We start from the raw sequence: 26,296 nt of genomic DNA on the forward strand, positions 1-26,296 counted from the left end.
GGTGAACAATTCAATGCAAGCAATGCGTGGCTGGGCCGCTCGATACGCGTCATGGGTGGGCCTGCTGGGTCTGTTCGGGGCAGCGCAGGGTGCGGTGGCCGGCGACTACGAAGGCTCGCCCCAGGTGGCTGAGTTCGTAGGTGAAATGACCCGCGATTATGGGTTTGCCGGTGAGCAGTTGATGGGCGTTTTCCGTGAGGCGGAACGCAAGCAGAGCATCCTCGATGCGATCTCGCGCCCGGCTGAGCGTGTCAAACAGTGGAAAGAGTACGGTCCGATGTTCCTCACCGACGCCCGGGTTGCCCGCGGTGTCGACTTTTGGCGTGAACACGAAGCCGTGCTGGCTCGTGCCGAGCAGGAATACGGAGTCCCGGCCCAGGTGATTGTGTCGATCATCGGCGTCGAAACCTTTTATGGGCGCAATACCGGTAACTACCGGGTGATCGATGCACTGTCGACCCTGGGTTTTGATTACCCGCCGCGTGCCGAGTTTTTCCGCAAGGAGTTGCGAGAGTTTCTGCTGCTGACCCGCGAAGAGCAGGTTGACCCGCTGACGCTCAAAGGCTCCTATGCCGGTGCGATGGGTTTGCCGCAGTTCATGCCGAGCAGCTTCCGTGCCTATGCCGTGGATTTCGACGGTGACGGCCACATCAATATCTGGAGCAACCCGGACGATGCCATTGGCAGCGTTGCCAGCTACTTCAAGCGTCATGGCTGGGTAGCCGGTGAGCCGGTAGTAATACGGGCTGATGTGACGGGCGATCGGGCCGATGAAGGCTTGACCCAGGGCATCGAGCCGGTCAAAACAGTCGGGGAGTTGCGAGCGCTGGGCTGGTCGAGTCATGATGCGCTGCGCGACGACATGCCGGTTACGGCATTCCGTCTTGAAGGCGCCAATGGCCCTGAATACTGGATGGGCCTGAAGAACTTTTATGCGATCACGCGCTATAACAGAAGCGTGATGTACGCCATGGCAGTGCATCAACTGTCCGACCTGCTGGTTCAAGCACGGGGCAACAAGTAATGCCGTTTTTAGCGATTCGCACACCTTTGAAACTCGCTGCCTGCGCCGCTATCGCGCTGCTGGTGGTGAGCTGCTCCAGCAGTCGCTCGAGCAACCCGCAGACATCAAGTGGCGTCAGTTCCAAGCCGGGCCTGGACATCAACCGCGCGCACAAGGACGGCGCGCCGTGGTGGGATGTCGACGTATCGCGTATCCCCGATGCCACGCCGACCCTGCACAGCGGTCCCTACAAGGCTGCGCCGTACTCGGTGCTGGGCAAGACCTACTTCCCGATGCAAGAGTCCAAGACCTATGTCGCCTCTGGCACTGCGTCCTGGTACGGCACCAAGTTCCACGGGCAGAACACCGCCAATGGCGAGGTCTATGACCTGTATGGCATGAGCGCGGCACACAAGACCCTGCCGCTGCCCAGCTACGTCAAGGTGACCAATCTCGACAACGGCAAGACTGTGGTTTTGCGGGTTAACGATCGTGGCCCGTTTTATTCGGATCGTATTATCGATCTGTCCTACGCTGCCGCCAAAAAACTCGGTTATGCCGAAACTGGCACGGCGCGGGTCAAGGTTGAAGGCATTGATCCTCAAGCCTGGTGGGCCCAGCGTGGTCGCCCGGCACCCTTGATGCTCAATGAGCCGAAAATGGCCCAGAACACCGCTCCGACCGTGTCGACCGGCAAGGTGGAACAATGGACGCCGCCAGCCCAGCAGCATGCCGCCGATGTCGTGCCTGTTACCCCGATGGTCAAGGGCCAGGGTACGTATTTGCAGGTAGGCGCCTTTGCCAATCCTGACGCTGCCGAGTTGCTTCGTTCCAAGCTCAGTGGCATGGTCAGCGCTCCTGTATTTATCAGCTCGATTGTGCGCAATCAGCAGACCTTGCACCGCGTGCGTCTGGGGCCTATCGCCTCGGCAGGCGAGGTGACACAAATGCAAAACAGCGTGCGTCTGGCCAATTTGGGCCAGCCAAGCGTTGTGACGTCGGATCAGTAACACCGATCAAAGCGTTGGGCCAGGAGTGTTCCAGGCCCAAACGCAGTTGTAGAGGTCAAGAATAAAAGCCCTTCGAGGGGCCAGGCTTGCAACTGAATACGCGGCAGCCAGTCAAAGGACTGCCTGTACAGTTTTGCCCGTGAGGGTAAGTTTCCATTAACAACTTCGAGAGACGGATGAACATCACCACCTTTGCCAAACGCCTGTGCCTGCTTGTACCGCTGATCGTAACGCCTGCCGCCTGGGCAGTCGAAATGATGCCGTCGCCACCACAACTTGCAGCCAAGTCCTATGTTCTGATGGATGCCAGCAGCGGTAACGTGCTGGTTGAGAACAACGGTGACCAGCGTCTGCCGCCAGCCAGCCTGACCAAGCTGATGACTGCTTACATCGCGACCCTGGAAATCCGTCGTGGACAGATCGGCGAAAACGATCCGGTAACTGTCAGCGAAAACGCATGGCGTACCGGTGGTTCGCGGATGTTCATCAAGGTCGGCACTCAAGTGTCGGTCAGCGACCTGCTGCACGGGATCATCATTCAGTCGGGTAACGACGCCAGCGTTGCCTTGTCCGAGCACATTGCCGGCAGCGAAGACGCATTTGCCGACATCATGAACAAAACGGCGGGCGAGTTGGGCATGTCCAACAGCCACTTCATGAACCCGACTGGTCTGCCGAACCCGGATCACTACTCGTCGGCTCACGACATGTCGTTGCTGGCTCGCGCCATCATTCATGAAGACCCGACTCACTACGCGATCTACTCGCAGAAAGAGTTCTTCTGGAACGGCATCAAGCAGCCTAACCGCAACCTGTTGCTGTGGCGTGACAAGACCGTTGACGGTCTGAAAACCGGTCACACCGACGAAGCTGGTTACTGCATGGTGTCTTCGGCTGTACGTGATGGCATGCGCCTGATCGCCGTGGTGTTCGGCACTAACAGCGAAGTGGCCCGTGCTGCCGAGACCCAGAAGCTGCTGACCTACGGTTTCCGCTTCTTCGAAACCCAGACCTTCTACCAGAAGGGCGTAGAACTGGCTCAGGCGCCAGTCTGGAAAGGCACGACCAACCAGGTTAAAGCCGGTCTGGCCGAAGACTTGACCATGACCCTGCCTAAAGGCCAATTGAAAAAGCTGGCTGCAAGCATGACCATGAACCCGCAACTGATGGCCCCTATCGCCAAAGGCGATGTGATTGGCAAGGTTGAGGTCAAGCTCGATGACAAGGTTGTGCACAGCGCTGACCTGATCGCACTTGAACCCGTTGAGGAAGGTGGTATTTTCCGACGCGTTTGGGACAGCATCCGTCTATTCTTTTACGGGCTGTTCAACTGATTTCATCCACCAGTGTGACCCCGCGCCCACCCTGCGCGGGGCACGTTTGTAGCTCAGGGCTTACGAGGCCGTTACGCCATGACCGATACCGAAGTAAAGGCGCCAAAGATCGAATTTCCTAACGTTGACTACCCGGTTAAGGTGATCAGCGATACAGGCGTGGGTAACAAGGACAAGATCATCGACATCGTCAAGAAACACGCGACGATCAATCATGACCGTGTTGACGAGCGCCAAAGCAGTAACGGCAAATACACGACGATCCAGTTGCACATCGTGGCAACTGATCAGGACCAGCTTTACAACATCAACAGCGATCTGCGAGCCACCGGCTTCGTGCATATGGTGTTGTGATGTTGCAGGCCTTGGGTATTCGCGAGCTGGGTTTGCTTGACTACGAGCGCAGCTGGCTGGCGATGCAGCGGTTTACCGATGAGCGCAAACTTGACCCGGACACGCCAGACGAAGTCTGGCTGGTGCAGCACCCACCGGTGTTTACCCAAGGCCAGGCAGGCAAGGCCGAGCATCTGTTGCTACCGGGTGATATCCCGGTAATCAAGTCGGATCGCGGTGGTCAGGTGACCTATCACGGTCCTGGCCAGTTGGTCGCTTACCTGATGCTCGACGTACGCCGGCTGGGCTATGGTGTACGTGAGCTGGTAACGCGGATGGAACAGTGCCTGATCGACCTGCTCGCCAGCTATGGCGTGAGCGCTGCAGCCAAGGCCGATGCGCCTGGGGTGTATGTTGATGGCGCGAAAATAGCCTCTCTGGGGCTGCGGATACGTAATGGCTGCTCCTTCCACGGTCTGGCCCTGAATGTGGACATGGACCTGGAACCGTTTCGACGGATTAACCCCTGTGGTTACGCGGGGCTGGCGATGACCCAGCTGCGTGACCATGCAGGGCCGATTGAATTTGCCGAGGTAGGTGCCCGGCTGCGTGCGCAGCTCGTCAAACACCTCGACTATGCTGAGCAGACGACCCTGACGGGCGGAATCGACTGATATGACTACTGCGCAAGACGCTGTTCAAACCCTGATCCCGACGCTGGACATCTCAGAACGTGCAGCCCGCGCAAGCGAGGCCCGTTCCAAAGTTGAGACCGGCGTCAAATTGCGCGGTGCCGAAAAGGTTGCGCGTATCCCGGTCAAGATCATTCCGACCACCGAGCTGCCGAAGAAGCCTGACTGGATTCGTGTGCGCATCCCGGTTTCGCCTGAGGTCGACCGCATCAAGTCATTGCTGCGCAAGCACAAGCTGCACAGCGTGTGCGAAGAAGCTTCCTGCCCGAACCTGGGCGAGTGCTTCTCGGGCGGCACTGCGACGTTCATGATCATGGGCGATATCTGCACCCGTCGCTGCCCGTTCTGCGACGTGGGTCACGGCCGACCGAAGCCTCTGGACGTCAACGAGCCACAAAGCCTGGCAGTTGCCATTGCTGACCTGCGCTTGAAGTACGTAGTGATCACCTCGGTTGACCGCGACGACCTGCGTGATGGCGGCGCTCAGCACTTTGCCGACTGCATCCGCGAGATCCGCAAGCTGTCGCCGGGCGTGCTCCTCGAAACCCTGGTCCCGGACTACCGTGGTCGCATGGACGTTGCGCTGGAAATCACCGCAGCCGAGCCACCGGACGTGTTCAACCACAACCTCGAAACCGTGCCGCGCCTGTACAAGGCTGCGCGTCCTGGTTCCGACTATCAGTGGTCGCTGACCTTGCTGCAGCGCTTCAAGCAGATGATGCCGCACATCCCGACCAAATCCGGCCTGATGCTGGGTCTGGGCGAGACGGACGAAGAAGTGATCGAAGTAATGAAGCGCATGCGTGAGCACGACATCGATATGCTGACCCTGGGCCAGTACTTGCAGCCGTCGCGTAGCCACTTGCCGGTACAGCGTTTCGTACACCCGGACGTGTTTGCCTGGTTCGCCGAGGAAGGCTACAAAATGGGCTTCAAAAACGTGGCATCGGGCCCGCTGGTACGTTCTTCGTACCACGCCGATGAGCAAGCCAAGCTGGTCAAATCCATGCTGGTGAGTGCTTGATTCCATGAACAGCCGGCTCACCGCGCACGTGTCTTTCAAGGCTCACAGCGCGGTGCCCGCGTTGCCCGCTGGCGGGGTGATCGCACTGATCGCCCCGGCAGGTCCCGCCGAACTTGATCTGAACCTCGCTACCCAATGGATGCAGGCTCGTGGCTATCAGCTACGGGTTTTTCCAGGCGTGTGGGAAAAAGATGGCTATCTCGCAGGCTCCGATGCGGTGCGTTTACGCGACCTGCACGCTGCCTTTGCCGATGACAATATTGATGCGATTTTCTGTTTGCGCGGCGGCTATGGCTGCCCGCGTCTGCTGGATAGTATCGATTTTGAGCTTCTGCGCCGTCATCCCAAGCCATTTGTGGGTTACAGCGATATCACCGCGTTGCATCTGGCGATCACCCGTTACGCGGGCTTTGTGACCTTTCACGGGCCGATGCTTAACGCTGATCTGTTGGGCAATAAACAGCCGCCGACCGAGTCTTCACTGCTACGTATGCTCAGTGGGCAGCAATCGCCCGTCCTGGAGCATCCAGCTGTCTACCCGTTAACGACCATTGCCCCGGGCTGCGCCAGCGGGCGTTTGCTGGGCGGTAACCTGTCGATGATCTGCGCCGCTATGGGGACCGCGTTCGAGCTGGATGGCGAGGACATCGTTCTCTTTATCGAAGACGTCAACGAGCCGCTGTACCGGGTTGACCGCCTGCTCACGCATTTGCGGTTGGCAGGCAAGCTCAACAGGTTGCGCGGGGTTTTGGTGGGGGATGTGGCAGGCGTTGATGTTCAGGCGCTTGAGCGGTTGCTTGCACGGGAGCTGGGCACGCTTGGCATTCCTGTGTTGGCGGGATGGCGCAGCGGGCATTGCGACCCGAACCTGACATTGCCGATGGGCGCTCAGGTGCGCCTCGATGCGGACAAGCAGCAGTTGGTGCTTGAGCAGGCGGTAGTAACAGCTGTGGGCTAATCCTGTGGGAGCGAGCCTGCTCGCGAACAGCCGTCGTAATCCGTTCGCGAGCAGGCTCGCTCCCACATCTGCTAGCTAGTTGCTACGCAAACTTTCCAGCAACTTATGACTCGGGTAGCCATCAGCAGGCCAACCCATGGCTTGCTGCGCGCTGCGGATCGCTTTGCGGGTGTTGGCGCCGATGATGCCGTCAGCATTGCCCGCATCGTAATTGCGTTGGCTGAGCAGTGTTTGCAGTTCAACGCGTTCGGAGCGGCTCAATGGTCGGTCATCTTTTGGCCAGTCGGCCAGAATGGTTCCGCCACCGTTGAAGCGTTGCGACAGCAAACCTACGGCCAGAGCGTAAGACGATGAGTTGTTGTAGCGAAGGATGGCGCGGAAGTTATCCAGTACCAGGAACGCCGGGCCACGATAACCCGCAGGCAGGAGCAGGGTAGCGCTCAATTGATCCGAGCCGGCTGAGCTGGCAGGTAGGGTGACCCCCAGTTTCTGCCATTCACTTACGCTTTTTTTCACCGCACCATCGGCCAGCGCGTAGTCAAAACCGGCAGGCAGTGTGACTTCGAAGCCCCACGGCTGACCTTGTTTCCAGCCCGAGCTTTGCAAGTAATGCGCAGTCGAGGCCAAGGCGTCGGCCGAGCTGTTCCAGATATCCCGACGACCATCGCCATCGAAATCCACGGCGTGGGTTTCATAGGTGGTGGGGATGAACTGGGTCTGGCCCATTGCGCCCGCCCAGGAACCGAGCATTTTCTCGGGGCTTATATCGCCTTGCTGAATGATCTTCAGCGCTGCGATCAATTGGCTCTGGGCAAACTCAGGGCGCCGCCCTTCGTAGGCCAGGGTGGCCAGCGAACGAATGACGGACTTGTTGCCCTGGAACGTACCGAAGTTGCTCTCCATGCCCCATACCGAAACCAGGGCCTGGCGATCGACGCCGTAACGCTGCTCGATGCGGCTTAGCAGCTCGGCATTTTGCTCCAGCAAACGCTGACCGTTACGCACACGCAAAGGCGACAGCGCACCGTCGAGATACTCCCAGACAGGGCGGCTGAATTCAGGTTGGCTGCGATCTGCCTTGATCACACTCATATCGGGCGTGATGTCAGCAAAGGCGTTATCGAATACCAGCGGGCTGATTCCGGCTGCAAGTGCCTGCGCGCGGAAGTTGGCCTGCCACTCGCTGAAACTCTGTGCGGGCTGAACAAAGGGGATATCGGTACCTGGCGCGATAGTGGTCACCGCAGGGGCGGAAGGCGTCACAGGCAGGGGCTGAGCATCGGCTGCGGTAGGTTTCTCTGCGCAGGCGACTAGAAGGATGACGCTGGAAGCAGCGATCAGTTGGCGCATCGGCCAACCACGTTTATGACTTAAGGGCATGCGCAGGTCCAGGTAATGCAAATCAGATGCAGACCTTATCATCCCCGCTGTCAGGCAGCCAGAAAGTAAAAAGCCTCCCGGTCTCTCGACTGGAAGGCTTCGCGGCGGTAGCTGCCTTTGCCTTTGGCGGGGCGTTCCTGGCGGCTGCGGAACAGGGGTTGGGCAACAATGGATTTGGCCTTGTTGGGGCGCTTGCTCATGGCATTTGCTCTCACTGGGTTTAAACAAGCACAAATCATCGGCCAGATTTTTTGCATTGTCCAGCCCGACGGCATAACCCTCTGTTGCCGCTGCCGAAGGCTGCGATATGGGCCGCTGGCCCATCAATAAGCAGGCTCGCTCCCACTGGGGCTTGACCTGGAACAGAGTATCTACAAGGTTTTGCCTTTATTGCGCAGGCAAATTCAGCCGTTGCCCACACATCAACAGGGCGAGACGGCCCAGGCTGCTCCAGGCCGAACCCGCTGCCTGACCCTTGATTTGCGCATCGACATGTTGCGCATCCAGCAGCAATTGTGCCCAGCGTTGTGCCGAGTAACGCTGCAAGGCTTTGCTCATCAGTGGCTTGCGCTTGTCCCACACCGGTGGGCGTGCCTGGCTGAAAGCCTTGTCCAGCGGAATGCCTTGGCTGTATTGCAATGCAATATTGGCCAGCACCCGCAGCTCGCGTGCCAGTGCCCACAAAATTACCGGAGGCTCAACGCCTTCGCCGCGCAGGCCTTCAAGCATGCGCAAGGCGTGGGCAGCTTCGCCGTTGAGCACGGCATCCACCAGGCCAAACACGTCAAAACGCGCACTATCGGCTACCGCCGCTTGCACTGTTTCAACCGTGATTTGGCCCTCTTCGGCCATTAACTTGAGCTTTTCGATTTCTTGCGCAGCGGCCAGCAGGTTGCCTTCGACCCTTGCGGCAATCAGTTCAACGGCGTCTTGGCTGGCTGACAAGCCAGCTTGAGACAAGCGCTGGCGAATCCATTGTGGCAACTGGTTGGCGTCCACTGGCCAGATCTGCACGAACTGGGTCTGTGGCCCTTCGATAAGCGCCTTGCCCCATTTGGTCTTCTGCGCGCTGCCATCAAGCTTGGGCAGGCTGATCAGCAGCAAGGTGTCTTCGGCCGGGCGTGAGCAGTATTCAATCAGTGCTGCCGCGCCCTTGTCGCCGGGCTTGCCCGATGGCAAGCGCAGTTCCAGCAGGCGCTTTTCGGCAAACAGCGACATGCTGGCGCCCGCTTGCAGCAACGTGCCCCAGTCAAAACTGGCATCGGCGCTGAAGACCTGGCGTTCGTCGAAACCTTGCTGGCGTGCAGTACTGCGAATGGCGTCGGCAGCTTCCTGGCACAGCAACGGGTCATCGCCGCTGATGATGTAGACAGGCGAAAGATTGCCTTGCAGATGCTTGGCGAGTTGAGCGGGGGCGAGTTTCATAGGGCTATAACGATAGCGGGGCGCTTGAGCGCCCCGTATGCCTTACTGGTTTTGCAGTTCAAGTGGCGACTGTTGAGGAGTTTCCTCTTGAGCCTTGCGTGCAGCTTCAATGGCATCGGCTTCAGCCTTGGCCTTCGCATCTGCGAGCTCTTGCAGTTTTTCCAGCTTGGCCGGGGTCAGTTGCTCCAGGCGCATGACCAGTTGCTGAATGAGGTCGCGACGCATCTCTTTGCGGATCAGCAGGCTTTCCTGGTTGGCGCCAGCAATGTTGCTGCCGTCCTCCATGACAACTTTTTGCGCCTCAACTCGGTCGTTCAGTAGCGGCAAGTTGTTCTGGCCACGTACTTCATAGCTCACTACGTTGGTCAGTTGATACTCGACGGTGCCACCGTTGCCGGAGTAGGTGGCAGCGCGCTGAGTTTCTTTCTCGTTGGTCAAGATCAGTTTGTATGGCGCATTGGCGGTGAGTTTTACACCGCTGTTTTCCAGTACCTGACGCAGCTGGCGCACGGTATCGCCATAGGCGTTGCGAGCGCTGACGTTGAGTTCGGTGATCGTCAGCTGGTTGGTGCCGGTGCCGCGCAGCTGGAAGCCGCAGGCGCTCAACAAAATTGCGAGACCCATCACCAGCAAGTTGCGTTTGATCATGTGTTGCTCCCCTTGAAACCAGATAGGCCGACTAAGCGGCCCTGAAGGTCTTGTTGGGCGCCCGTGCATGGCATGGGCGCCTGTTCCAGTTAGCTGGCGACGATATTGACCAGTTTGCCGGGCACCACGATGACTTTGCGAATCGTCAGGCCTTCGGTAAACCGCAGTACGTTTTCGTTGGTACGGGCAGCGGCTTCAACATCTTCACGGCTGGCGCTGGCTGGCATTTCGATATGCCCGCGCAGCTTGCCGTTGACCTGGATAACCAGTTGCAGGGTGTCTTGTACCAGCGCGCTTTCGTCCAGGGTGGGCCATGCTGCGTCGATGATGGCGCCGGCGTGGCCTAGCTGGTTCCACAACTCATGGCTGATGTGCGGAGTGATGGGTGCCAGTACCAGTGCAACAGTCTCAAGACCTTCCTGCAACAGGGAGCGGTCTTGCTCGGTCACTTGCGGTGCTTTTTCGAGCACGTTCATCACGGTCATCACCTGGGCGACGGCAGTGTTGAATTTATGATGCTGGCCAACGTCCTGGCTTGCTTGCTTGATAGCATGGTGGATGGCGCGGCGAACGACTTTTTGCTCATCGTTCAGGCTGGCGATATCCAACGCGCCCGGCAGGCCTTGGCCTACGTGGGCATGGGCCAGGCGCCATACACGCTTGAGGAAGCGGTGCGAGCCTTCAACACCCGAGTCGGACCATTCCAGACTTGCGTCAGGCGGCGAAGCAAACATCATGAACAGGCGGCAGGTGTCTGCGCCGTATTGCTCGATCATGTATTGCGGATCGACGCCGTTGTTCAGCGACTTGGACATTTTCTGCGTGCCGCCGATTTCTACTGGCAGGCCATCAGTCTTCAGCTTGGCGCCGATGATCTTGGCCTTGGCATCACGTTCGATTTCCACGTCGTCCGGGTTGAAGTAGTCCTTGCCGCCGTTGTCCAGCGTACGGAAGTAAGTCTCGGCGATCACCATGCCCTGAGTCAGCAGGTTCTTGAACGGCTCGTTGGAGCTGACCAGGCCTTCGTCACGCATCAGCTTGTGGAAGAAGCGCGCATACAGCAGGTGCAAGATTGCGTGTTCGATGCCGCCGATATACTGATCAACCGGCAACCAGTGGTCTGCTGCCGACTTCTCGACCAGACCGCCTTCATAGTGCGGCGAGGCGTAGCGGGCGTAGTACCACGACGACTCGACGAAAGTGTCCATCGTGTCGGTTTCGCGCTTGGCCGGTGCGCCGCATTTAGGGCAGCTGCACTCGTAGAACTCGGGCATGCGCGCCAGTGGCGAACCTGCGCCATCGGGTACGACGTCTTCTGGCAGGATCACAGGCAACTGGTCTTCAGGTACCGGAACGTCGCCACAGGTGTCGCAATGCACGATCGGGATCGGGCAGCCCCAGTAGCGCTGACGGCTGATGCCCCAGTCACGCAGGCGGAACTGGGTGCGTGACTGGCCCAAGCCTTTGGCGGTCAAGGCGGCTTCGATGGCTGCGAATGCCTCATCAAAGTTCAGGCCGTCAAACTCGCCTGAGTTGATCAGAATGCCGTGCTCGTTATAGGCGTCCTGCCATGGAGCAGGGGATTCGTCGCCAGCACTGGTGCGCACTACCGCGGTGATCGGCAGGTGGTACTTGGTGGCGAATTCGAAATCACGCTCGTCGTGTGCAGGCACGGCCATGACTGCGCCGTCGCCGTAATGCATCAATACATAGTTGGCGACCCATACCGGGAGCTTTTCGCCGGTCAGCGGGTGTTCGACGAACAACGACGTTGGCAGGCCCTTTTTCTCTTGGGTCGCCATGTCGGCTTCGGCAACGCTGCCGCCTTTGCATTCAGCGATAAACGCTTGCAGCTCAGGGCTGTTTTGCGCAGCCAGGGTGGCGAGCGGGTGCTCGGCAGCTACGGCCACGTAGGTTGCGCCCATCAGGGTATCCGGACGGGTGGTGAAGACTTTGAGTGCGCCCGCTTCGCCGATGGACTCGACGTTGTAAGGGAACTGCACTTCCATGCCGCGGGATTTGCCAATCCAGTTGCGCTGCATGGTTTTGACCTGCTCAGGCCAGCCTGGCATATCGTCGAGGCCTTCGAGCAGTTCATCCGCGTAGGCGGTGATCTTGAAGTAATACATCGGGATTTCGCGTTTTTCGATCACCGCGCCCGAACGCCAGCCGCGGCCGTCGATCACTTGTTCGTTGGCCAGTACGGTCTGGTCCACCGGGTCCCAGTTCACGGTGCCGTTTTTACGGTAGATCACACCTTTTTCGAACAGGCGAGTGAACAGCCATTGTTCCCAGCGGTAGTAATCCGGCTGGCAGGTAGTGATTTCGCGGGACCAGTCAACAGCCAGACCCAGGCTACGCAGCTGGGTTTTCATGTAGGCGATGTTTTCGTAGGTCCACTTGGCCGGCGCGACCTTGTTTTTCATCGCGGCGTTTTCAGCCGGCATGCCGAAGGCGTCCCAGCCCATAGGTTGCAGGACATTCTTGCCAAGCATGCGCTGGTAGCGGGAGATCACGTCACCGATGGTGTAGTTGCGCACGTGCCCCATGTGTAGCTTGCCGCTTGGGTACGGGAACATCGATAGGCAGTAGAACGTCTCTTTGCCTAGATCTTCGCTGACTTCGAAGGACTTTTGGTTGTCCCAGAATGATTGGGCGGCGGCTTCTATTTCACGGGGCTGATATTGTTCGTGCATGGCTACTTGTACTAATAAAGGGTGGCCTAATCCTCTTCAACATAGACCGGCGACAGTGTTGCCGATCAGGTTGGAGCAGGGGTTACAGGAAGTCCCGTAGCATACATGACCCCGCTCTATCGAGGGAAACCCTGATTGCCACATCACTCCGTTGGTCGCGGCAGCACTCTGGTTTTACAAGCGCGGCTAAGCTCTGTCTGGGGGAGATTGATTTCCTTAAATGAGGTGAACGGATGGCAGAGTTGCAACGCAGCGTAGCAACATCGCAAGTGTATGAGCGGCTGATCGATCGTTTGAGTGTGGCTCTTGATTCAGCAAAGACGGCTGTCCAATTACGTGATGAACGTCCTGTCGAGTTGGAGTTGCGAGGCTTGAGTCGTGCCGAACTGGAGTTGATCAACATCTATTTGAACCGGATCGGGCGTGAGGCTGTAGAACGCTCGCAAGGCAGCATGAACCAACAGGATGCCCCTTATAAAGCCAAGGTCATCTGGCTCAAGGACAGGGTGCAGGGGGGAAGGGTCACCCGGTGATTCAAACCGGCCCTTCAGTGAAAATCGTATTAATCAGAGGTACACCCCGGGTTGATGCATAAGGCGATTGTGTTTGAGTTTCTAACCAGCGCTGTTGATGCGGTCACTCAACCCACTTAGGCTTCGGGCATCTTTGGAGATGCCCGATGCCTATTCGATATTTTTTGAAACAACTTCTTTTACCTCCCGGAATTCTTTTGCTGCTCCTGGTACTCGCCTGGTGGCTGCGGCGTTCACGCCCGCGTTTGGCGGGCGTACTGTTTGCCCTAGGGGTGGGCGGGCTTTGGTTGATGAGTTTGCCGATCATGGTGGAGTGGAGCGCCCGCTTGCTCGAGCGAGAGCCCGCGCTGGCTCAGAGCGAGTGGTCGACGCTGGCCGGGCGCGCTGACGCGATCGTGGTGCTGGGCTCAGGGCGTGAGCGGGGTGATCCGGCTTGGGGCAGTGATCAGCCGACAGGCATCGGCCTGGAGCGCCAGCGCTATGCAGCCCGCCTGGCCAAGGCATCAGGCCTGCCGGTATTGACCACAGGTGGATTGCATTACGGTACGCCACCTAGCGAAGCGCAGTTGATGGCGGATTCACTGCGTGATGACTTTGATGTGCAAGTGCGCTGGAAAGAAGAGAAAAGCCGGACCACGTGGGAAAACGCCAAAATGACAGCCGACATTCTGTTGCCGCTGGGTATCAAGCGCGTGGTCGTGGTGACTCACGGCTGGCATATGTCGCGTTCAGTTTGGTGCTTCGAAAAGGCCGGTTTTGAGGTGGTGCCCGCACCTGTCGGGTTCTTGAGTGCCGACAATGCGCGCCCGCTGGGGGGCTGGATGCCCGAATACAAGTCGTTCTGGCAGTCCGGGTTACTGATCAACGAGGCAGTGGGGCAGATTTCCTACCCGTTGTTTTATCGGTAATTGAGGGGAGTAACCTGCCTGCTGTGGGAGTGGGCCTGCTCGCGATGCAAACGCTGCGGTCAGTGATGCGTTCGCGAGCAGGCCCGCCCCCCCACAATGGCTTGTGAGCAGCGGGTTATGTGAGCACTAAACCGTCTTGGCAATCCGGCTGGTGATCAGTGCCCAGCCAATGAGCAGGCTGCACAGGATGATCAGCGGCCACGAGCGCCATTGCAGGTAAGGCGTGAGGTTGTGCATGGGCACTACTTCGCCATACATGATGCCTTGCTCGAACTGCGGGATTTGCGTGGTGATTTGCCCGAACGGGTTGATCAGTGCAGTCACGCCGTTGTTGGTCGCCCGGATCATCCAGCGCCCGGCTTCCAGGGCGCGCATTTGCGCCATCTGCAAGTGCTGCAACGGGCCAATCGAGGTGCCGAACCAGGTGTCGTTGCTAATGGTCAGCAAAATGTCGCTCTGGGCAGCAAGGCTGGCCACAAAGTCCGGGTACACCACTTCATAGCAAATAAGTGGTGCGATCTGATAACCCTTGGCTTGCAGCATGGCTTGCTCGGCCGGGCCGCGGGCAAAGTCGGACATCGGCAGATCAAAGAATGCGATCACGCCGCGCAGAACATCCTGAAGCGGTACGTATTCGCCAAATGGCACCAGTTTCTGCTTCAGGTAAATGCCATCGCCTTCACCGACGGCTGTAATACCGTTGAAGAATCGCGACTCGTGACGCACTTCCTGGCGGATCGGTACACCGGTAATCAACGCTGAATTTCGATCAGCGGCAAACCGGCCCATCATGGTCAAAAACCCTTCGGCATTTTCTTTGAGCACCGGGATAGCCGTTTCGGGCCAAACGATCAGATCGGCACGTTTGGAACTGAAGGTCATGTCGCGGTACAGGGCCAACTGCGCATTAAGCTGCGCCGGATCCCATTTCATGCTTTGTTCGATATTGCCCTGGATCGCAGCCACGCTTAGTGGGTCACCCGAAGGGCTGGTCCAGGCATGGTGCTTGAGCGCCAAGCCAATGCACCAAGGACCGAGCAGCAACACTACGCCAGCCACGACAAAGGCTTTACGCCGGGTCTTGATCAAGCGTGGCAGGTTGCACAGAAGCGCTACGGTCAGGGCCAGAGTGAACGAGATCAGCCACATGCCACCCAATGGTGCGAGCCCGGCCAGTGGGCCGTCGAGCTGGCTGTAGCCGGAGTACAGCCACGGGAAACCGGTGAGGAACCAGCCGCGGAAAGCTTCCTGGGCGACCCACAGGGCAGCAAACGCCAGTGCGTCGGCCAGCGGAGCTTCGTTACGGCGGATCCAGCGCGCCCACAACCAGGCGGGCAGGGCAAAGAACCAGGCAATCGCTGCCGTGAACGCCAGCATCAGCAGTCCGGCCAGCATCACGGACGCGCCGCCGAAATGGTGAATGCTGTAGTAGATCCAGCTGGTGCCAGCGCCAAACAGGCCGAAGCCGAAACACCAGCCACGACCCAATGCCTGTTTGGGAGTCAGGTCGCGCAAGCCGAGGTAGAACACGGCCAAGGCAACGAGTGCTATTGGCCAGATGTCGAAAGGTGCCAACGCCAGGGTTGTCAGTGCGCCGGCCACCACAGCCAGCAAGTTACCGGGCCAGCCGGGGGAGGTTATCCAGCGCATTTCAATCCTTGGTGTTGAGGTTTAGCGGGCAATAGGCGTCAGGCGGATCAAGTGAATCCGGCGACTGTCAGCATTCAGAATGCGGAAGCGGTATGGGCCGATTTCAGTGATTTCGTTGCGTTTTGGCAAGTGCCCGAACGCGCTCATGACCAAGCCGCCAACGGTGTCGAATTCATCGTCGGAGAATTCAGTATCGAAGAACTCGTTGAAATTTTCGATCGGGGTCAGAGCCTTGATCAGGAAATCACCGCTGGGCAGCGGCTTGATGTAGCTGTCTTCTTCGACATCGTGCTCGTCTTCGATATCGCCGACGATCTGTTCCAGAACGTCTTCAATCGTCACCAGACCCGCCACGCCGCCGTATTCGTCAATCACGATGGCCATGTGGTTGTGGTTGGCGCGGAACTCACGCAACAACACGTTAAGGCGCTTGGACTCAGGGACAAAAGTCGCCGGACGCAGCAAATCCTTGATGTTGTACTTGTCGCCGTTCTCTTGAAGGATCAGCGGCAGCAGGTCTTTGGCCAGCAGGACGCCCAGGACGTCGTCGTGGCTTTCGCCGATCACCGGGTAGCGCGAGTGCGCGGCATCAATGATCGCCGGGAGAAATTCACGGGGGGTCTGGGTCGCCTTGATGCTGATCATCTGCGAGCGCGGAACCATGATGTCCCGTACTTGCAGGTCAGCCACTTGAATGGCGCCTTCGACGATGGCCAGCGCTTCACTGTCCAATAGTTTGTTCTGGTGTGCTTCGCGCAGCAGCTCAAGCAGCTCCTGGCGGTTTTTCGGCTCATGGGCAAAGGCCTGGGTCAGCTTACCTAACCATGACTTTTGCCCGTTGCTCGATCGGTCTTCGCTCATAGCGATTTACTCGTATCCCTTGGTAGTTTCAGTGGGTTTATCAAGTTTCGTCGTCTGCATACGGATCAGGATGACCCAGTTCTGCAAGCAACGTTCGTTCCAGTGCTTCCATTTCTTCGGCTTCTTCATCTTCTATATGGTCGTAACCCAGAAGATGCAAGCAGCCGTGAATCACCAGATGGGCCCAGTGGGCCTCAAGGCTTTTGCCTTGTTCAGCGGCTTCGCGTTCAACCACTGCTACGCAAATAACCAGATCGCCCAGCAACGGGATATCCAGAAATTCGTCGGGCACATCAGCCGGGAAGGACAGCACGTTGGTGGCGTAGTCTTTCTGGCGCCAGGTGTGATTCAACTCACGACCTTCGGCCTCGTCTACCAGACGAATGGTCATTTCCGAATCGGCGGTGCGCTGGCGCAGAGCCAGTTCGCACCATTGGCGGAACTGGTCTTCGCTGGGGGCTTTGGCCTCGGTGGCCAGTTGCAGGTCAAGCTCAAGCATCGTGACGGTAATCCTTTGCAGCGGGCAGTGCGGCCAGCTTGTCTGCGGCTTCCTGTTCGTAGCGGCCATAGGCTTCTACGATGCGCTGCACCAGCGGGTGGCGCACGACGTCTTTGGACTGGAAGTGGGTAAAGCTGATGCCCGGTACATCCTTGAGCACTTCGATGACATGGTTCAGGCCGGACTTGGTGCCTTTTGGCAGGTCAATCTGGGTGATGTCACCGGTGATCACGGCGGTGGAGCCAAAGCCGATACGGGTCAGGAACATCTTCATTTGTTCGACGGTGGTGTTCTGGCTTTCGTCGAGAATAATAAAGCTGTTGTTCAGTGTGCGACCGCGCATATAAGCCAGCGGCGCAACTTCGATCACTTGGCGCTCGATCAGCTTGGCTACGTACTCGAAGCCCAGCATTTCATACAGCGCGTCGTAGAGCGGGCGCAGGTATGGGTCGATTTTTTGCGACAGATCGCCGGGCAGGAAACCGAGCTTTTCGCCAGCTTCTACCGCCGGGCGTACCAGCAGGATGCGGCGGATTTGCTCGCGTTCCAGTGCATCAACGGCGCAGGCCACGGCCAGATAGGTTTTACCCGTACCCGCTGGGCCAATCCCGAAATTGATGTCGTTGCCCAAAATCTCTTTGACGTAGCGTTGCTGGTTGATACCGCGAGGGCGAATCATGCCCTTTTTGGTACGCAGCGAAACGCTGGCTTCAGCCACCGGGTTACTGGCGAGATCTTCTACGGCAGATTCCTGCAGGAATAGATGCACCATGTCCGGCGAAAGCTCGGAAGCCTTGGCTTCGCGGTACAGGCGGCGCAGCAGGTGTTCTGCTGAAGAGGTGGTTTTTGGGTCGCCGATCAGTTCGAACTGGTTACCGCGATTGCGGATTTCGATCGTCAGGCGTTGTTCGATCAAGCGTAAATGCTCGTCGAATTGTCCGCACAGATTGGCGAAACGGCGAGCCTCAAATGGCTCGAGAAGAAAACGATGTGGTTCGATGGGTGCGTTCAAGGTCGTATTTAGCCGCCCTTAGGCAATTGAGATGAAATCAAGGATAACGCTAGCAGGTCATGGGTGAAAGGACTTACTGATGCGACATAAAACCTGTAGCCGCTGCCGTAGGTTGCGATAGCCCACGAAGTGGGCCAAGGCCTTGAAGGCTATCCCATCGCAGCCTTCGGCAGCGGTTACAGGTTGTCTGTCAGTTCAGCAACGATCCACGTAACGAGTGCGGTTGGGCTGCATCAATGTGTACGTCGGCGAATTGCCCGATCAGCTGCGGGTTGTCGCAGCGGAAGTTAACGATGCGGTTGTTCTCGGTGCGGCCCTGCAGTTCGCCAGGGTCTTTCTTCGAGTAGTCCGTCACCAGAATTCGCTGGATGGAGCCGACCATTTGGCGACTGATCTCAAAACCCTGTTGGTTGAGGCGATGTTGCAGCGCGTTCAAACGCTCTTTTTTGCGCTCTTCTGGCGTGTCGTCAGCCAAATCTGCTGCTGGGGTGCCCGGGCGCTGGCTGTAGACAAACGAGTAGGAAAAGTCGAAGCCCACGTCTTCGATCAGCTTCATGGTCTGTTCGAAGTCTTTTTCGGTCTCGCCAGGGAAACCGACAATGAAGTCGGAACTGATGCAGATGCCCGGTACGGCCGCGCGCAGTTTACGTAGCTTGGATTTGTATTCCAGAGCCGTGTGGTTGCGCTTCATCGCTGACAGGATGCGGTCCGAGCCCGATTGCACCGGCAAGTGCAGGTGCTTGACCAGCTCCGGAACCTCAGCGTGAGCCTGGATCAGGCTGTCGGAGAACTCCAGCGGGTGAGAGGTGGTGTAACGGATGCGCTCGATGCCGTCGATTGCGGCCACTACCCGAATCAGCTCGGCCAGATCCGCCAGACGGCCGCCTTCGGTCAGACCGCGATAGCCGTTTACGTTCTGGCCCAGCAGGGTGACTTCGCGCACGCCGTTTTCAGCCAGGTGAATCACCTCGGCCAATACGTCATCAAACGGGCGGCTGACTTCTTCGCCGCGGGTGTAAGGCACCACGCAGAACGTGCAGTACTTGCTGCAACCTTCCATCACCGAGACATAGGCACTTGGGCCATCGATACGCGGTTCTGGCAGATGGTCGAACTTTTCGATTTCAGGGAACGACACATCGACCTGCGGCAGCTTGGTGAGGCGAGCAGCGTTGATCATTTCCGGTAGGCGGTGCAGGGTCTGCGGGCCGAAAACCACGTCCACGTAAGGGGCGCGATCACGGATCGCCGCACCTTCCTGGCTGGCAACACAGCCGCCCACGGCAATCACCATGTCGGGGTTGGCCAATTTCAGCTCACGCCAGCGGCCCAGTTGCGAATACACGCGGTCCTGGGCTCGCTCACGGATCGAGCAGGTATTAAGCAGGATGACATCAGCGTCTTCGGCGCGCGCCGTGACTTCCAGGGCCTGATGTTCACCCAGCAGGTCGACCATGCGCGAGCTGTCGTACTCATTCATCTGGCAACCGTGGGTTTCGATGTAAAGCTTCTTGGCCATGGGTGTTCATCAAGTGATTCAAAGAACCGCGCATTATAGGGGTCATAGCCGTTGCTTCCTAGCATTGTGCGTCCGACGGCTATGCTATAGTTCGCGCCCTCTTTTATACCTCCAGATGCTTACCCGCCCACCATGACCAAACGTGAAGCTCCAATCTACAAGGTGATTTTCCTTAACCAGGGCCAGGTGTTCGAAATGTACGCCAAGCAGATCTACCAAAGTGATCTGTGGGGCTTCCTGGAAGTAGAGGAATTCGTCTTCGGTGAGCGTACGCAAATGGTCGTCGACCCGAGCGAAGAAAAACTCAAAGCTCAATTCGAAGGCGTGGTGCGCAGCTTTGTGCCGATGCACTCGATTGTGCGTATCGACGAGGTTGAACGCTTGGGTACGCCGAAAATCAGCGAAGCCCGTGGCGTCAGCAACGTAATGCCATTCCCGTTTCCGATGCCGGAAAAGTAAGGCTATCCATGCTGCCGGGGTTCAACTGTAGGCGTTAGCTCAGGCACGGCTACAGGTTTGTGCTCGCTTCAAATTGCGGGCACGTTGGGCGGCAACGGTTTCAAGGCAACGGCGAAAACGGCGAGCGGGCGTCGGTCGATTGCAGTTCTTGCAGGTACTTGCGGAAAATCTGCCCCAGGATCTGGGTGGCGGTTTCCAGCTGGTCACGAGGCATTTGCTCTGCCACCAGGTCGGCGGTGTCCAATGCGTCTTCGGCGCCGTTTACTGCGGCCATTTTCAGCACGATATACGCCTGAATGTTATTGGCCGGTACGCCTTCGCCCTTGAAGAACATGGTGCCGAGCTGGAACTGGGCCATGGCGTGGCCTTGCAGCGATGCCTGCTCGAAATAACTTAGGGCCTGATTCAGGTCGCGAGGTGTGTTTTTACCGTCGTAATAGAACTCGCCTAACTCGTATTCGGCTTCTGCATCCCCGGTTTTCGCCGCCTCTACGCATGCCGCAAGCGCCTCGGCGAGGTCTTCAGGCTGAGTATTGAGGGTGCAGCGACCCATCGCTGGGATCAACAACGAGTTACCGCCTGCCTGGACAAGCAGCGGTTGTAGGAGCAACAGGCAGCCCAGTGCAAGGGCGCGGCCGGTGCGGTTCATGGGAATCGACGTACCTCTGAAAGACGGGTTAACCCGACCGTGGGATATATAGGCGCGCATTATGAAATAAGCAGAGGCAACCTTACAAAGTCTTTACTCGTTTTTCTGCTGCGTGACCGCGATATCCATTGATTTAAGACGATTTTGGACGGGCGGGGTAAAAGATCAGGTCATTACGGGCATAAAAACCGGCAAGGGCATTAACCCTTGCCGTTTTTGTTGGTCACTTCAGTGCGGCAAATGCGCGCTCTGCAGCGTCCAAGGTCAGTTGCAGCTCGGTTTCGCCGTGGGCGATCGAGGTGAAACCGGCTTCAAAGGCACTTGGTGCCAGGTACACGCCACCGTCAAGCATCAGATGGAAGAAGCGCTTGAAGAGGTTGGCATCGCTGGCCATCACGTCATCGAAGGTGACGATGTCATCCGCGCCGCTGAAGTACAGGCCGAACATGCCGCCAGCCTGGGTGGTGACGAATGGAATGCCGGCAGCATCGGCGCGTTGTTGCAAGCCATCCAGCAAGCGTGTGGTGTAGTCGCTCAGCTCGGCGTGGAAGCCCGGGCGGCTGATCAGGCGCAAGGTGGTCAAGCCTGCCGCCATTGCCAACGGGTTGCCGGAGAGCGTGCCTGCCTGGTAGACCGGGCCCAGTGGCGCAATGTGCTGCATGATTTCGCGCTTGCCGCCAAAGCAGCCGACCGGCATGCCGCCGCCAATGATCTTGCCGAAAGTGCTCAGGTCCGGGGTTACGCCGTAGTGGGCTTGAGCACCGCCGAGGGCAACACGGAAACCGGTCATCACTTCGTCAAAAATCAGCACCACGCCGTGCTTGTCGCACAGGCTGCGCAGGCCCTCAAGGAAGCCCGGCGCCGGTGGTACACAGTTCATGTTGCCGGCCACCGGCTCGACGATGATGCAGGCCACGGTGTCGCCGACTTCGCCCAGCAGTTTTTCAACCGCGTCGATATCGTTGAACGCAGAGGTCAGGGTGTGTTTGGCGAAATCAGCTGGAACCCCGGCTGAGCTTGGCACGCCTTGAGTCAGCAGGCCGGAGCCGGCCTTGACCAGCAGGCTGTCGGAGTGGCCGTGGTAGCAACCTTCAAACTTGAGGATGTTGTCGCGACCGGTGAAACCACGGGCCAGACGGATAGCACTCATGGTGGCTTCAGTGCCGGAGCTGACCATGCGCACCATTTCCATCGACGGCACAATGGCGCATACCAGGTCGGCCATCTCGGTTTCCATGGCGGTCGGGGCGCCGTACGACAAGCCGTGCTCCAGTTGCGCTCGCACGGCGTCCAGCACCTCTGGATGGCTGTGACCCAAAATCATCGGGCCCCACGAGCCTACGTAATCCACATAACGCTTGTTGTCTTCGTCGGTTACGTAGGCGCCTTCGGCATGTTTGAAGAACAGCGGGGTGCCGCCCACGCTCTTGAAAGCACGCACAGGCGAGTTCACGCCGCCGGGGATGTGTTTCTGGGCATTGGCAAACAGGGTTTCGGAACGAGACATGCTGGGCTCTCTCTGAATCAGGATTCGGTATTTAAATAGACAGCAAGGTGTTGAATGCCTTGGCGCGTCGAGTAACTTCCTGGGCACTTTCGGCGCCAAACAGGCCATGTACCACGGCCAGCAGATCTGCACCGTGGGCAACCAGTGGCGCGGCGTTATCCAGGGTTATGCCGCCAATCACGCAAATTGGCAGGCTGAGACGGGCCCGTGCCTGGTCCAGCACATCCAGGGTCGCGGTAGGGGCGCCGGGTTTGGTGCTGGAGTTGAAGAACCGGCCAAAGGCGACATAACTGGCGCCTTCCTTGGCGGCCTGCTCGGCCAGCTCAATCTGGCTGTGGCAGGTCGAACCAATAATGGCATGGCGCCCAAGCAGTGCCCGGGCCGGGGTCAACGGGCCATCGGTTTGCCCAAGGTGGACGCCAACACCCAGGCGCGCGGCCAGTTCGGCATCGTCGTTGATGATCAAGTGCGCCTTGTAGCGCTCGCACAAACCGCGCAAGGCTTCGGCTTCGCGCAGGCGGCGGGCGTCATCGCTGCTTTTGTCGCGATATTGCAACAGCGTCAGGCCACCATCGAGGGCCGCCTCAACAAAGGGCAGCAGTTTGCCCGCGAGCAATTGGCTATCAGTGATTGCGTACAGGCCGCGCAGTGTCATGGGTCATGCCTCATTCGTTACGAGCAGAAGTCCAGCGGCAATCGGCGCGGCACAAATTGGCCTTGCCCTAGTTGCTCGGCATCGCGCAGGGTACGCCACGTGTAATTAAGCGCGGTTTGCACGGCGCTGACCAGTTCTTCACCAATGGCCAATCGTCCGGCCAAAGCGCTGGCCAGGGTACAGCCCGAGCCGTGGTAGCTGCCAGGCAAGCGATGGCAGGTAAAGGTATGGCGGCTACCGTCGCGGCTGTACAAGCGGTTATGCACTTCGTGTTCATCGCCGTGACCGCCGGTGATCAGCAGGTGCTGGCAAAAAGGCAGGAGTTTTTCTGCGCACTCATCGGCGCTGCCATCGGGCAGCTCGGCCAGGATGCGGGCTTCGGGAAGGTTGGGGGTGGCAATGGTTGCCAGCGGCAGCAGGCGTTCGCGCATGGCGTAGCCCACTTCGTCCTTGCCTAGCCGTCCGCCACCGCCCGCGCGCAACACGGGGTCGCAGACCATTGGCAGGTGCGGGTGGGCCTGAAGCAGTTCGACCACGGTGTCGACCATCTCCAGTGAGCCGAGCATGCCCAGCTTGACCGCCGCAACGGTGGAGTCGCTGAGCACGGCATCGGCTTGCGCCAGTACCCACTCACGATCCAGCACGCGGAAATCGCTGACATTGACAGTGTTCTGCACTGTCAGGGCGGTCACTACCGGGGCGGCGTGACAACCTTGAGCCAGCAGGGCTTCGATATCTGCCTGCAAGCCGGCACCACCACTGGGGTCATGGCCGGAGAGACAGAGGACAACGGGGCGAGAACTGTAGATATTCATGGTGCGCGAGCTTACCACCAAACGGTTTTTTGGGGCGCTTGGTCCGTATTGCTCTATATGTTGTTTATAAGTGCTTGATTGCCCCGAAATTGTTATCCAGCCAATCTCGTGTTCTTCGCTGTAATGCCCTATCTAGAGCCTTTTAGTTGATATTGTACGTACTGTGTATGTGCCATTAATGGCTATGTTAAAGTGACTGCAAATTAATAACAGGTCATTCGGTCGCCGTGGTCTCAGAGGGAATATGAGGCTGCACACGTGATCGACTGAACCACGTTGGGGCTGTATGCGCTATTTGCTGATGATGTTGTTGGGCTGGCTACCGATGCTGGCCAGCGCAGTCGCTTTTGACGAAACCACACAAAGCCTGCCCTTGGGCCGCGTGATGCAGGTGTTCGAAGACATAGGTGGCAAGGCTACTCTGGCCGATGTCACGGCCCGCGACGAGCTGTTCAAACCACACACTAAAGACACGCTGAACGAGGGCTATTCGCACTCGGCCTTCTGGGTCAAAGTGGATTTGCGCTACCAGCCGCAAGACCCGAAAGTGCAACGCACCTGGCTGCTGGAACTGGCCTACCCGCCGCTGGATTCCATCGAGTTGTACCTGGCGGATGCCGCAGGTAGCTATCGGCTGGCCGAGCACACGGGCGATGCGCTGCCTTTTGACCGTCGCTCGATCAAAGAAAATAACTACCTGTTTGAACTCGACTTCAGTCCCGGACAACGCCAGACGGTGTATCTGCGATTGGCCAGCCAGGGCTCGGTTCAGGCGCCATTAACGCTGTGGTCTGCTCAGTCATACCTCGAACAGCAGCCCGTGCGGATTTACATCCTGGGCCTGATCTATGGCGTGTTGCTGGGGATGCTGGTTTACAACCTGTTTATTTACCTCAGCGTGCGTGACACCAGTTACCTCTACTACATCTTCTATATCGCCTCATTCGGTTTGTATCAGCTGTCGGTCAATGGCGCGGCGGTGCAGTACTTCTGGCCGAACAACCCGTGGTGGGCCAATGCGTCCACGCCATTTTTAATTGGTGCATCGGCGTTCTTCGGCTGCCAGTTCGCCCGTACCTTTTTGCACACCGCTTCCCACAGTCGCTGGCTTGACCGTGCCCTGATACTGCTGATGGCAGTGGGCGCGCTGGTCATGGTGCTTGCACTGACCACCAGCTATGCCGTGTCGTTGCGTCTGGCCACAGGCCTGGCGCTGGCGTTTATCGTTACCATTTTCACTGCCGGGGTGGTGGCCTGGGTTCGGGGCCTGCGCGTTGCGCGCTATTTCGTGATTGCCTGGTCGGCGTTTTTGCTCGGTGGTCTGGTCAATACGCTGATGGTGCTGGGCTACCTGCCAAACGTGTTCCTGACCATGTATGCCAGCCAGATCGGCTCGGCGATTGAAGTGGGACTGCTGTCGCTGGCGCTTGCCGACCGTATCAATGCCATGCGCGACCTGCAGGCGCGCACGCTGCAAGAGTCCGGGCAAAAGCTGGCGGCCATGAACCAGCAACTGGCTCGGACCAACCAGCTTAAAGACGAATTTCTGGCGACCGTTACCCATGAGCTGCGCACCCCGATGAACGGTGTGATTGGCTCCCTGGAGTTGATCAAAACCCTGGACATGGGGCCAGAGCTTGAGCAGTACACCCAGACTGCTGAAGGCTCTGCGCGAGAAATGATGCACATGGTCAATGGCATTCTGGCCCTGACAGAACTGCAAGCGGGTCGCCTGACTGCGCGTCCTCGCCCGTTTAGTCTGAATGAGCTGCTGCAGGGCCTGGACGATCAGTTCGGGCCAGCTGCACGTGGCAAAGGGCTGGAATTCTCGTATGAAATAACGCGCAACTTGCCAGATAAATTGGTAGGCGATGCCGAGAAAATTCGTCAGTGCCTTGAGTGCTTGCTGGATAACGCCGTCAAGTTCACCTGTGAAGGGGGCGTGATTTTGCGTGTCACCGGCAAGCTCGCAGAATCGGGACGTTGGGCGCTGGCCTTCAATGTAATCGACAGCGGCATCGGTTTTGTTCACCAGGAGGAAGCCGAGCTGTATCAGCACTTCTTTCAGGTCGATGGCTCCATGACCCGCGAGTACGGTGGCTTGGGCATCGGTCTGGCGATTTGCCGACGCCTGGTGGAGCTGCTTGGCGGGCGCTTGACCCATCATTCGCAGCCGGGGCAGGGCTCCCAGTTCCAGCTGTTGCTGGAGCTTGATTCAGTGACTCAAACCCCGAAGCCCCTGCCGGAGTTGGTTACCGCTTCGGTGCTCAGCCGAGCGCCGGGTGAGTATGTCGTTCTGCTGGTCGAGGATCCCGATAATCCTGTAATGGTGCGCGGCATGTTGCTCAAGTTGGGTTACCGCGTGCTCAGTGTTGACTCTGGGCAGGCGGCGATCGAAACCCTGCGCCGCGAGCGGGTGGATGCGGTGTTGTTGGCGTGCCCGCTGGCTCAGGTATCGGGCACCTCGATGGGCAATCAGTTGCTGACTCTGGCTGCGTGCGCGCAGTTGCCGGTGCTGGCGCTGTTCGACTCTGAAGCCCAGGCTCGCCAAGCCCGTGAGCAAGTTGATGGCATCACCGATTACTTGCTCAAACCGCTGCGTTTTGAAGAGCTGCAACACACCTTGTCACAGCGACTGTTGCTGCAAGAAAGTGACAAAGGCGCCGAATTTTAGGCGGTTATGCCACTTGTTTAGACGTAGATGCGTGCTTCACTGGCTTATTGGC

At 58.3% G+C, this 26,296-nt stretch carries 25 protein-coding genes; 11 read left to right on the forward strand and 14 right to left on the reverse strand.

Annotation, left to right across the window (positions count from 1 at the left end; genetic code table 11):
* The first annotated feature begins 13 nt into the window (after positions 1 to 13).
* The 7 genes from mltB (at position 14) to U5A05_RS03390 (ending at position 6,354) form a co-directional block, all read left to right on the forward strand.
* Positions 14 to 1,024: a lytic murein transglycosylase B gene (gene mltB / locus U5A05_RS03360; RefSeq protein ID WP_321835733.1), complete on the forward strand. Its 1,011-nt coding sequence runs from the start codon at positions 14 to 16 to the stop codon at positions 1,022 to 1,024.
* Complete coding sequence (locus tag U5A05_RS03365) at positions 1,024 to 2,013, forward strand: septal ring lytic transglycosylase RlpA family protein (RefSeq protein WP_321835734.1); 990 nt, start codon at positions 1,024 to 1,026, stop codon at positions 2,011 to 2,013. The genes mltB and U5A05_RS03365 overlap by 1 nt, the downstream gene beginning before the upstream one ends.
* A 176-nt stretch (positions 2,014 to 2,189) precedes the next feature.
* Positions 2,190 to 3,347 (forward strand): D-alanyl-D-alanine carboxypeptidase family protein, encoded by a 1,158-nt coding sequence (locus U5A05_RS03370; RefSeq protein WP_261740801.1) that lies wholly within the window; start codon positions 2,190 to 2,192, stop codon positions 3,345 to 3,347.
* 78 nt (positions 3,348 to 3,425) lie between these two features.
* Positions 3,426 to 3,701, forward strand: coding sequence for a DUF493 domain-containing protein (locus tag U5A05_RS03375; protein WP_261740802.1), 276 nt, complete (start codon positions 3,426 to 3,428; stop codon positions 3,699 to 3,701).
* Positions 3,701 to 4,354: a lipoyl(octanoyl) transferase LipB gene (lipB, locus tag U5A05_RS03380; RefSeq protein ID WP_261740803.1), complete on the forward strand. Its 654-nt coding sequence runs from the start codon at positions 3,701 to 3,703 to the stop codon at positions 4,352 to 4,354. Before U5A05_RS03375 ends, lipB begins: the two co-directional genes overlap by 1 nt.
* 1 nt (position 4,355) lies before the next feature.
* The gene (gene lipA, locus U5A05_RS03385; RefSeq protein ID WP_261740804.1) at positions 4,356 to 5,396 is read left to right on the forward strand and encodes a lipoyl synthase; all 1,041 of its coding nucleotides are present in this window, start codon (positions 4,356 to 4,358) and stop codon (positions 5,394 to 5,396) included.
* Positions 5,397 to 5,400: 4 nt separating this feature from the next.
* Complete coding sequence (locus U5A05_RS03390) at positions 5,401 to 6,354, forward strand: S66 peptidase family protein (protein WP_321835742.1); 954 nt, start codon at positions 5,401 to 5,403, stop codon at positions 6,352 to 6,354.
* A 75-nt stretch (positions 6,355 to 6,429) separates the two neighbouring features.
* On the opposite strand, the gene U5A05_RS03395 is transcribed toward U5A05_RS03390, so the two are convergent.
* The 5 genes from U5A05_RS03395 to leuS all read right to left on the reverse strand — a co-directional run bounded on the left by U5A05_RS03395 (position 6,430) and on the right by leuS (position 12,503).
* Positions 6,430 to 7,734 (reverse strand): lytic murein transglycosylase, encoded by a 1,305-nt coding sequence (locus tag U5A05_RS03395; protein ID WP_321835745.1) that lies wholly within the window; start codon positions 7,732 to 7,734, stop codon positions 6,430 to 6,432.
* A gap of 50 nt (positions 7,735 to 7,784) precedes the next feature.
* Positions 7,785 to 7,934, reverse strand: a complete 150-nt coding sequence (gene arfA, locus U5A05_RS03400; protein WP_003444166.1) for an alternative ribosome rescue factor ArfA — start codon at positions 7,932 to 7,934, stop codon at positions 7,785 to 7,787.
* Positions 7,935 to 8,121: 187 nt separating this feature from the next.
* Entirely contained in the window at positions 8,122 to 9,159 is a 1,038-nt protein-coding gene (gene holA / locus U5A05_RS03405; protein WP_321835748.1) for a DNA polymerase III subunit delta, read from the reverse strand.
* A 42-nt stretch (positions 9,160 to 9,201) separates the two neighbouring features.
* Positions 9,202 to 9,807, reverse strand: a complete 606-nt coding sequence (locus U5A05_RS03410) for an LPS-assembly lipoprotein LptE (RefSeq protein ID WP_261740808.1) — start codon at positions 9,805 to 9,807, stop codon at positions 9,202 to 9,204.
* A gap of 89 nt (positions 9,808 to 9,896) precedes the next feature.
* The gene (leuS, locus tag U5A05_RS03415; RefSeq protein WP_261740809.1) at positions 9,897 to 12,503 is read right to left on the reverse strand and encodes a leucine--tRNA ligase; all 2,607 of its coding nucleotides are present in this window, start codon (positions 12,501 to 12,503) and stop codon (positions 9,897 to 9,899) included.
* Positions 12,504 to 12,736: 233 nt separating this feature from the next.
* Between leuS and U5A05_RS03420 the strand changes: the two genes are divergently transcribed.
* Positions 12,737 to 13,036: a hypothetical protein gene (locus U5A05_RS03420; RefSeq protein WP_261740810.1), complete on the forward strand. Its 300-nt coding sequence runs from the start codon at positions 12,737 to 12,739 to the stop codon at positions 13,034 to 13,036.
* A gap of 146 nt (positions 13,037 to 13,182) precedes the next feature.
* Entirely contained in the window at positions 13,183 to 13,944 is a 762-nt protein-coding gene (locus U5A05_RS03425; protein WP_261740811.1) for a YdcF family protein, read from the forward strand.
* 126 nt (positions 13,945 to 14,070) lie between these two features.
* Here the strand turns inward: U5A05_RS03425 and lnt are convergent, their stop codons facing one another.
* From lnt to miaB, 5 genes are all read right to left on the reverse strand, one after another.
* Positions 14,071 to 15,594, reverse strand: a complete 1,524-nt coding sequence (gene lnt, locus U5A05_RS03430; protein WP_321835753.1) for an apolipoprotein N-acyltransferase — start codon at positions 15,592 to 15,594, stop codon at positions 14,071 to 14,073.
* A gap of 21 nt (positions 15,595 to 15,615) precedes the next feature.
* Entirely contained in the window at positions 15,616 to 16,455 is an 840-nt protein-coding gene (locus U5A05_RS03435) for an HlyC/CorC family transporter (protein ID WP_169873169.1), read from the reverse strand.
* Positions 16,456 to 16,495: 40 nt separating this feature from the next.
* A complete protein-coding gene (gene ybeY, locus U5A05_RS03440; protein ID WP_261740813.1) occupies positions 16,496 to 16,954 on the reverse strand; it encodes an rRNA maturation RNase YbeY in 459 nt (152 codons plus the stop codon).
* Positions 16,947 to 17,966 (reverse strand): PhoH family protein, encoded by a 1,020-nt coding sequence (locus U5A05_RS03445; RefSeq protein ID WP_261740814.1) that lies wholly within the window; start codon positions 17,964 to 17,966, stop codon positions 16,947 to 16,949. Before U5A05_RS03445 ends, ybeY begins: the two co-directional genes overlap by 8 nt.
* A 190-nt stretch (positions 17,967 to 18,156) precedes the next feature.
* On the reverse strand, positions 18,157 to 19,485 hold the full coding sequence (gene miaB / locus U5A05_RS03450; RefSeq protein WP_261740815.1) for a tRNA (N6-isopentenyl adenosine(37)-C2)-methylthiotransferase MiaB: 1,329 nt from the start codon (positions 19,483 to 19,485) through the stop codon (positions 18,157 to 18,159).
* Positions 19,486 to 19,617: 132 nt separating this feature from the next.
* Here miaB and U5A05_RS03455 point away from each other — a divergent pair, with 132 nt between their 5' ends.
* Positions 19,618 to 19,944 (forward strand): DUF1820 family protein, encoded by a 327-nt coding sequence (locus tag U5A05_RS03455; protein ID WP_019411970.1) that lies wholly within the window; start codon positions 19,618 to 19,620, stop codon positions 19,942 to 19,944.
* A gap of 100 nt (positions 19,945 to 20,044) precedes the next feature.
* Here the strand turns inward: U5A05_RS03455 and U5A05_RS03460 are convergent, their stop codons facing one another.
* The 4 genes from U5A05_RS03460 to U5A05_RS03475 form a co-directional block, all read right to left on the reverse strand.
* A complete protein-coding gene (locus tag U5A05_RS03460) occupies positions 20,045 to 20,593 on the reverse strand; it encodes a tetratricopeptide repeat protein (RefSeq protein WP_261740818.1) in 549 nt (182 codons plus the stop codon).
* 223 nt (positions 20,594 to 20,816) lie between these two features.
* Entirely contained in the window at positions 20,817 to 22,100 is a 1,284-nt protein-coding gene (gene hemL / locus U5A05_RS03465; protein ID WP_321835754.1) for a glutamate-1-semialdehyde 2,1-aminomutase, read from the reverse strand.
* A 31-nt stretch (positions 22,101 to 22,131) separates the two neighbouring features.
* Positions 22,132 to 22,755 carry a thiamine phosphate synthase gene (gene thiE, locus U5A05_RS03470; protein WP_261740820.1) on the reverse strand — a complete coding sequence of 208 codons (624 nt, stop codon included), beginning with the start codon at positions 22,753 to 22,755 and terminating at the stop codon, positions 22,132 to 22,134.
* 17 nt (positions 22,756 to 22,772) lie between these two features.
* Positions 22,773 to 23,570 (reverse strand): hydroxymethylpyrimidine/phosphomethylpyrimidine kinase, encoded by a 798-nt coding sequence (locus U5A05_RS03475; RefSeq protein ID WP_261740821.1) that lies wholly within the window; start codon positions 23,568 to 23,570, stop codon positions 22,773 to 22,775.
* Between the two features lie 286 nt (positions 23,571 to 23,856).
* Here U5A05_RS03475 and U5A05_RS03480 point away from each other — a divergent pair, with 286 nt between their 5' ends.
* A complete protein-coding gene (locus U5A05_RS03480) occupies positions 23,857 to 26,244 on the forward strand; it encodes a hybrid sensor histidine kinase/response regulator (protein WP_321835757.1) in 2,388 nt (795 codons plus the stop codon).
* The last annotated feature ends 52 nt before the right edge of the window (positions 26,245 to 26,296 follow it).

The organism is Pseudomonas kulmbachensis (assembly GCF_963681935.1).
Classification (GTDB): domain Bacteria; phylum Pseudomonadota; class Gammaproteobacteria; order Pseudomonadales; family Pseudomonadaceae; genus Aquipseudomonas; species Aquipseudomonas kulmbachensis.

What these genes read in the sequence shown, in the direction of transcription:
- U5A05_RS03390 (WP_321835742.1), top strand. Translation starts at nt 5,401, where the DNA reads ATGAACAGCCGGCTCACCGCGCACGTGTCTTTCAAGGCTCACAGCGCG.
- thiE (WP_261740820.1), bottom strand. Translation starts at nt 22,755, where the DNA reads ATGACACTGCGCGGCCTGTACGCAATCACTGATAGCCAATTGCTCGCG.
- miaB (WP_261740815.1), bottom strand. Translation starts at nt 19,485, where the DNA reads ATGGCCAAGAAGCTTTACATCGAAACCCACGGTTGCCAGATGAATGAG.
- U5A05_RS03435 (WP_169873169.1), bottom strand. Translation starts at nt 16,455, where the DNA reads ATGAGCGAAGACCGATCGAGCAACGGGCAAAAGTCATGGTTAGGTAAG.
- U5A05_RS03365 (WP_321835734.1), top strand. Translation starts at nt 1,024, where the DNA reads ATGCCGTTTTTAGCGATTCGCACACCTTTGAAACTCGCTGCCTGCGCC.
- U5A05_RS03455 (WP_019411970.1), top strand. Translation starts at nt 19,618, where the DNA reads ATGACCAAACGTGAAGCTCCAATCTACAAGGTGATTTTCCTTAACCAG.
- U5A05_RS03475 (WP_261740821.1), bottom strand. Translation starts at nt 23,570, where the DNA reads ATGAATATCTACAGTTCTCGCCCCGTTGTCCTCTGTCTCTCCGGCCAT.
- hemL (WP_321835754.1), bottom strand. Translation starts at nt 22,100, where the DNA reads ATGTCTCGTTCCGAAACCCTGTTTGCCAATGCCCAGAAACACATCCCC.
- holA (WP_321835748.1), bottom strand. Translation starts at nt 9,159, where the DNA reads ATGAAACTCGCCCCCGCTCAACTCGCCAAGCATCTGCAAGGCAATCTT.
- arfA (WP_003444166.1), bottom strand. Translation starts at nt 7,934, where the DNA reads ATGAGCAAGCGCCCCAACAAGGCCAAATCCATTGTTGCCCAACCCCTG.
- U5A05_RS03410 (WP_261740808.1), bottom strand. Translation starts at nt 9,807, where the DNA reads ATGATCAAACGCAACTTGCTGGTGATGGGTCTCGCAATTTTGTTGAGC.
- U5A05_RS03420 (WP_261740810.1), top strand. Translation starts at nt 12,737, where the DNA reads ATGGCAGAGTTGCAACGCAGCGTAGCAACATCGCAAGTGTATGAGCGG.
- U5A05_RS03370 (WP_261740801.1), top strand. Translation starts at nt 2,190, where the DNA reads ATGAACATCACCACCTTTGCCAAACGCCTGTGCCTGCTTGTACCGCTG.
- leuS (WP_261740809.1), bottom strand. Translation starts at nt 12,503, where the DNA reads ATGCACGAACAATATCAGCCCCGTGAAATAGAAGCCGCCGCCCAATCA.
- lnt (WP_321835753.1), bottom strand. Translation starts at nt 15,594, where the DNA reads ATGCGCTGGATAACCTCCCCCGGCTGGCCCGGTAACTTGCTGGCTGTG.
- mltB (WP_321835733.1), top strand. Translation starts at nt 14, where the DNA reads ATGCAAGCAATGCGTGGCTGGGCCGCTCGATACGCGTCATGGGTGGGC.
- lipA (WP_261740804.1), top strand. Translation starts at nt 4,356, where the DNA reads ATGACTACTGCGCAAGACGCTGTTCAAACCCTGATCCCGACGCTGGAC.
- U5A05_RS03395 (WP_321835745.1), bottom strand. Translation starts at nt 7,734, where the DNA reads ATGCCCTTAAGTCATAAACGTGGTTGGCCGATGCGCCAACTGATCGCT.
- U5A05_RS03480 (WP_321835757.1), top strand. Translation starts at nt 23,857, where the DNA reads ATGCGCTATTTGCTGATGATGTTGTTGGGCTGGCTACCGATGCTGGCC.
- U5A05_RS03375 (WP_261740802.1), top strand. Translation starts at nt 3,426, where the DNA reads ATGACCGATACCGAAGTAAAGGCGCCAAAGATCGAATTTCCTAACGTT.
- lipB (WP_261740803.1), top strand. Translation starts at nt 3,701, where the DNA reads ATGTTGCAGGCCTTGGGTATTCGCGAGCTGGGTTTGCTTGACTACGAG.
- U5A05_RS03460 (WP_261740818.1), bottom strand. Translation starts at nt 20,593, where the DNA reads ATGAACCGCACCGGCCGCGCCCTTGCACTGGGCTGCCTGTTGCTCCTA.
- ybeY (WP_261740813.1), bottom strand. Translation starts at nt 16,954, where the DNA reads ATGCTTGAGCTTGACCTGCAACTGGCCACCGAGGCCAAAGCCCCCAGC.
- U5A05_RS03425 (WP_261740811.1), top strand. Translation starts at nt 13,183, where the DNA reads ATGCCTATTCGATATTTTTTGAAACAACTTCTTTTACCTCCCGGAATT.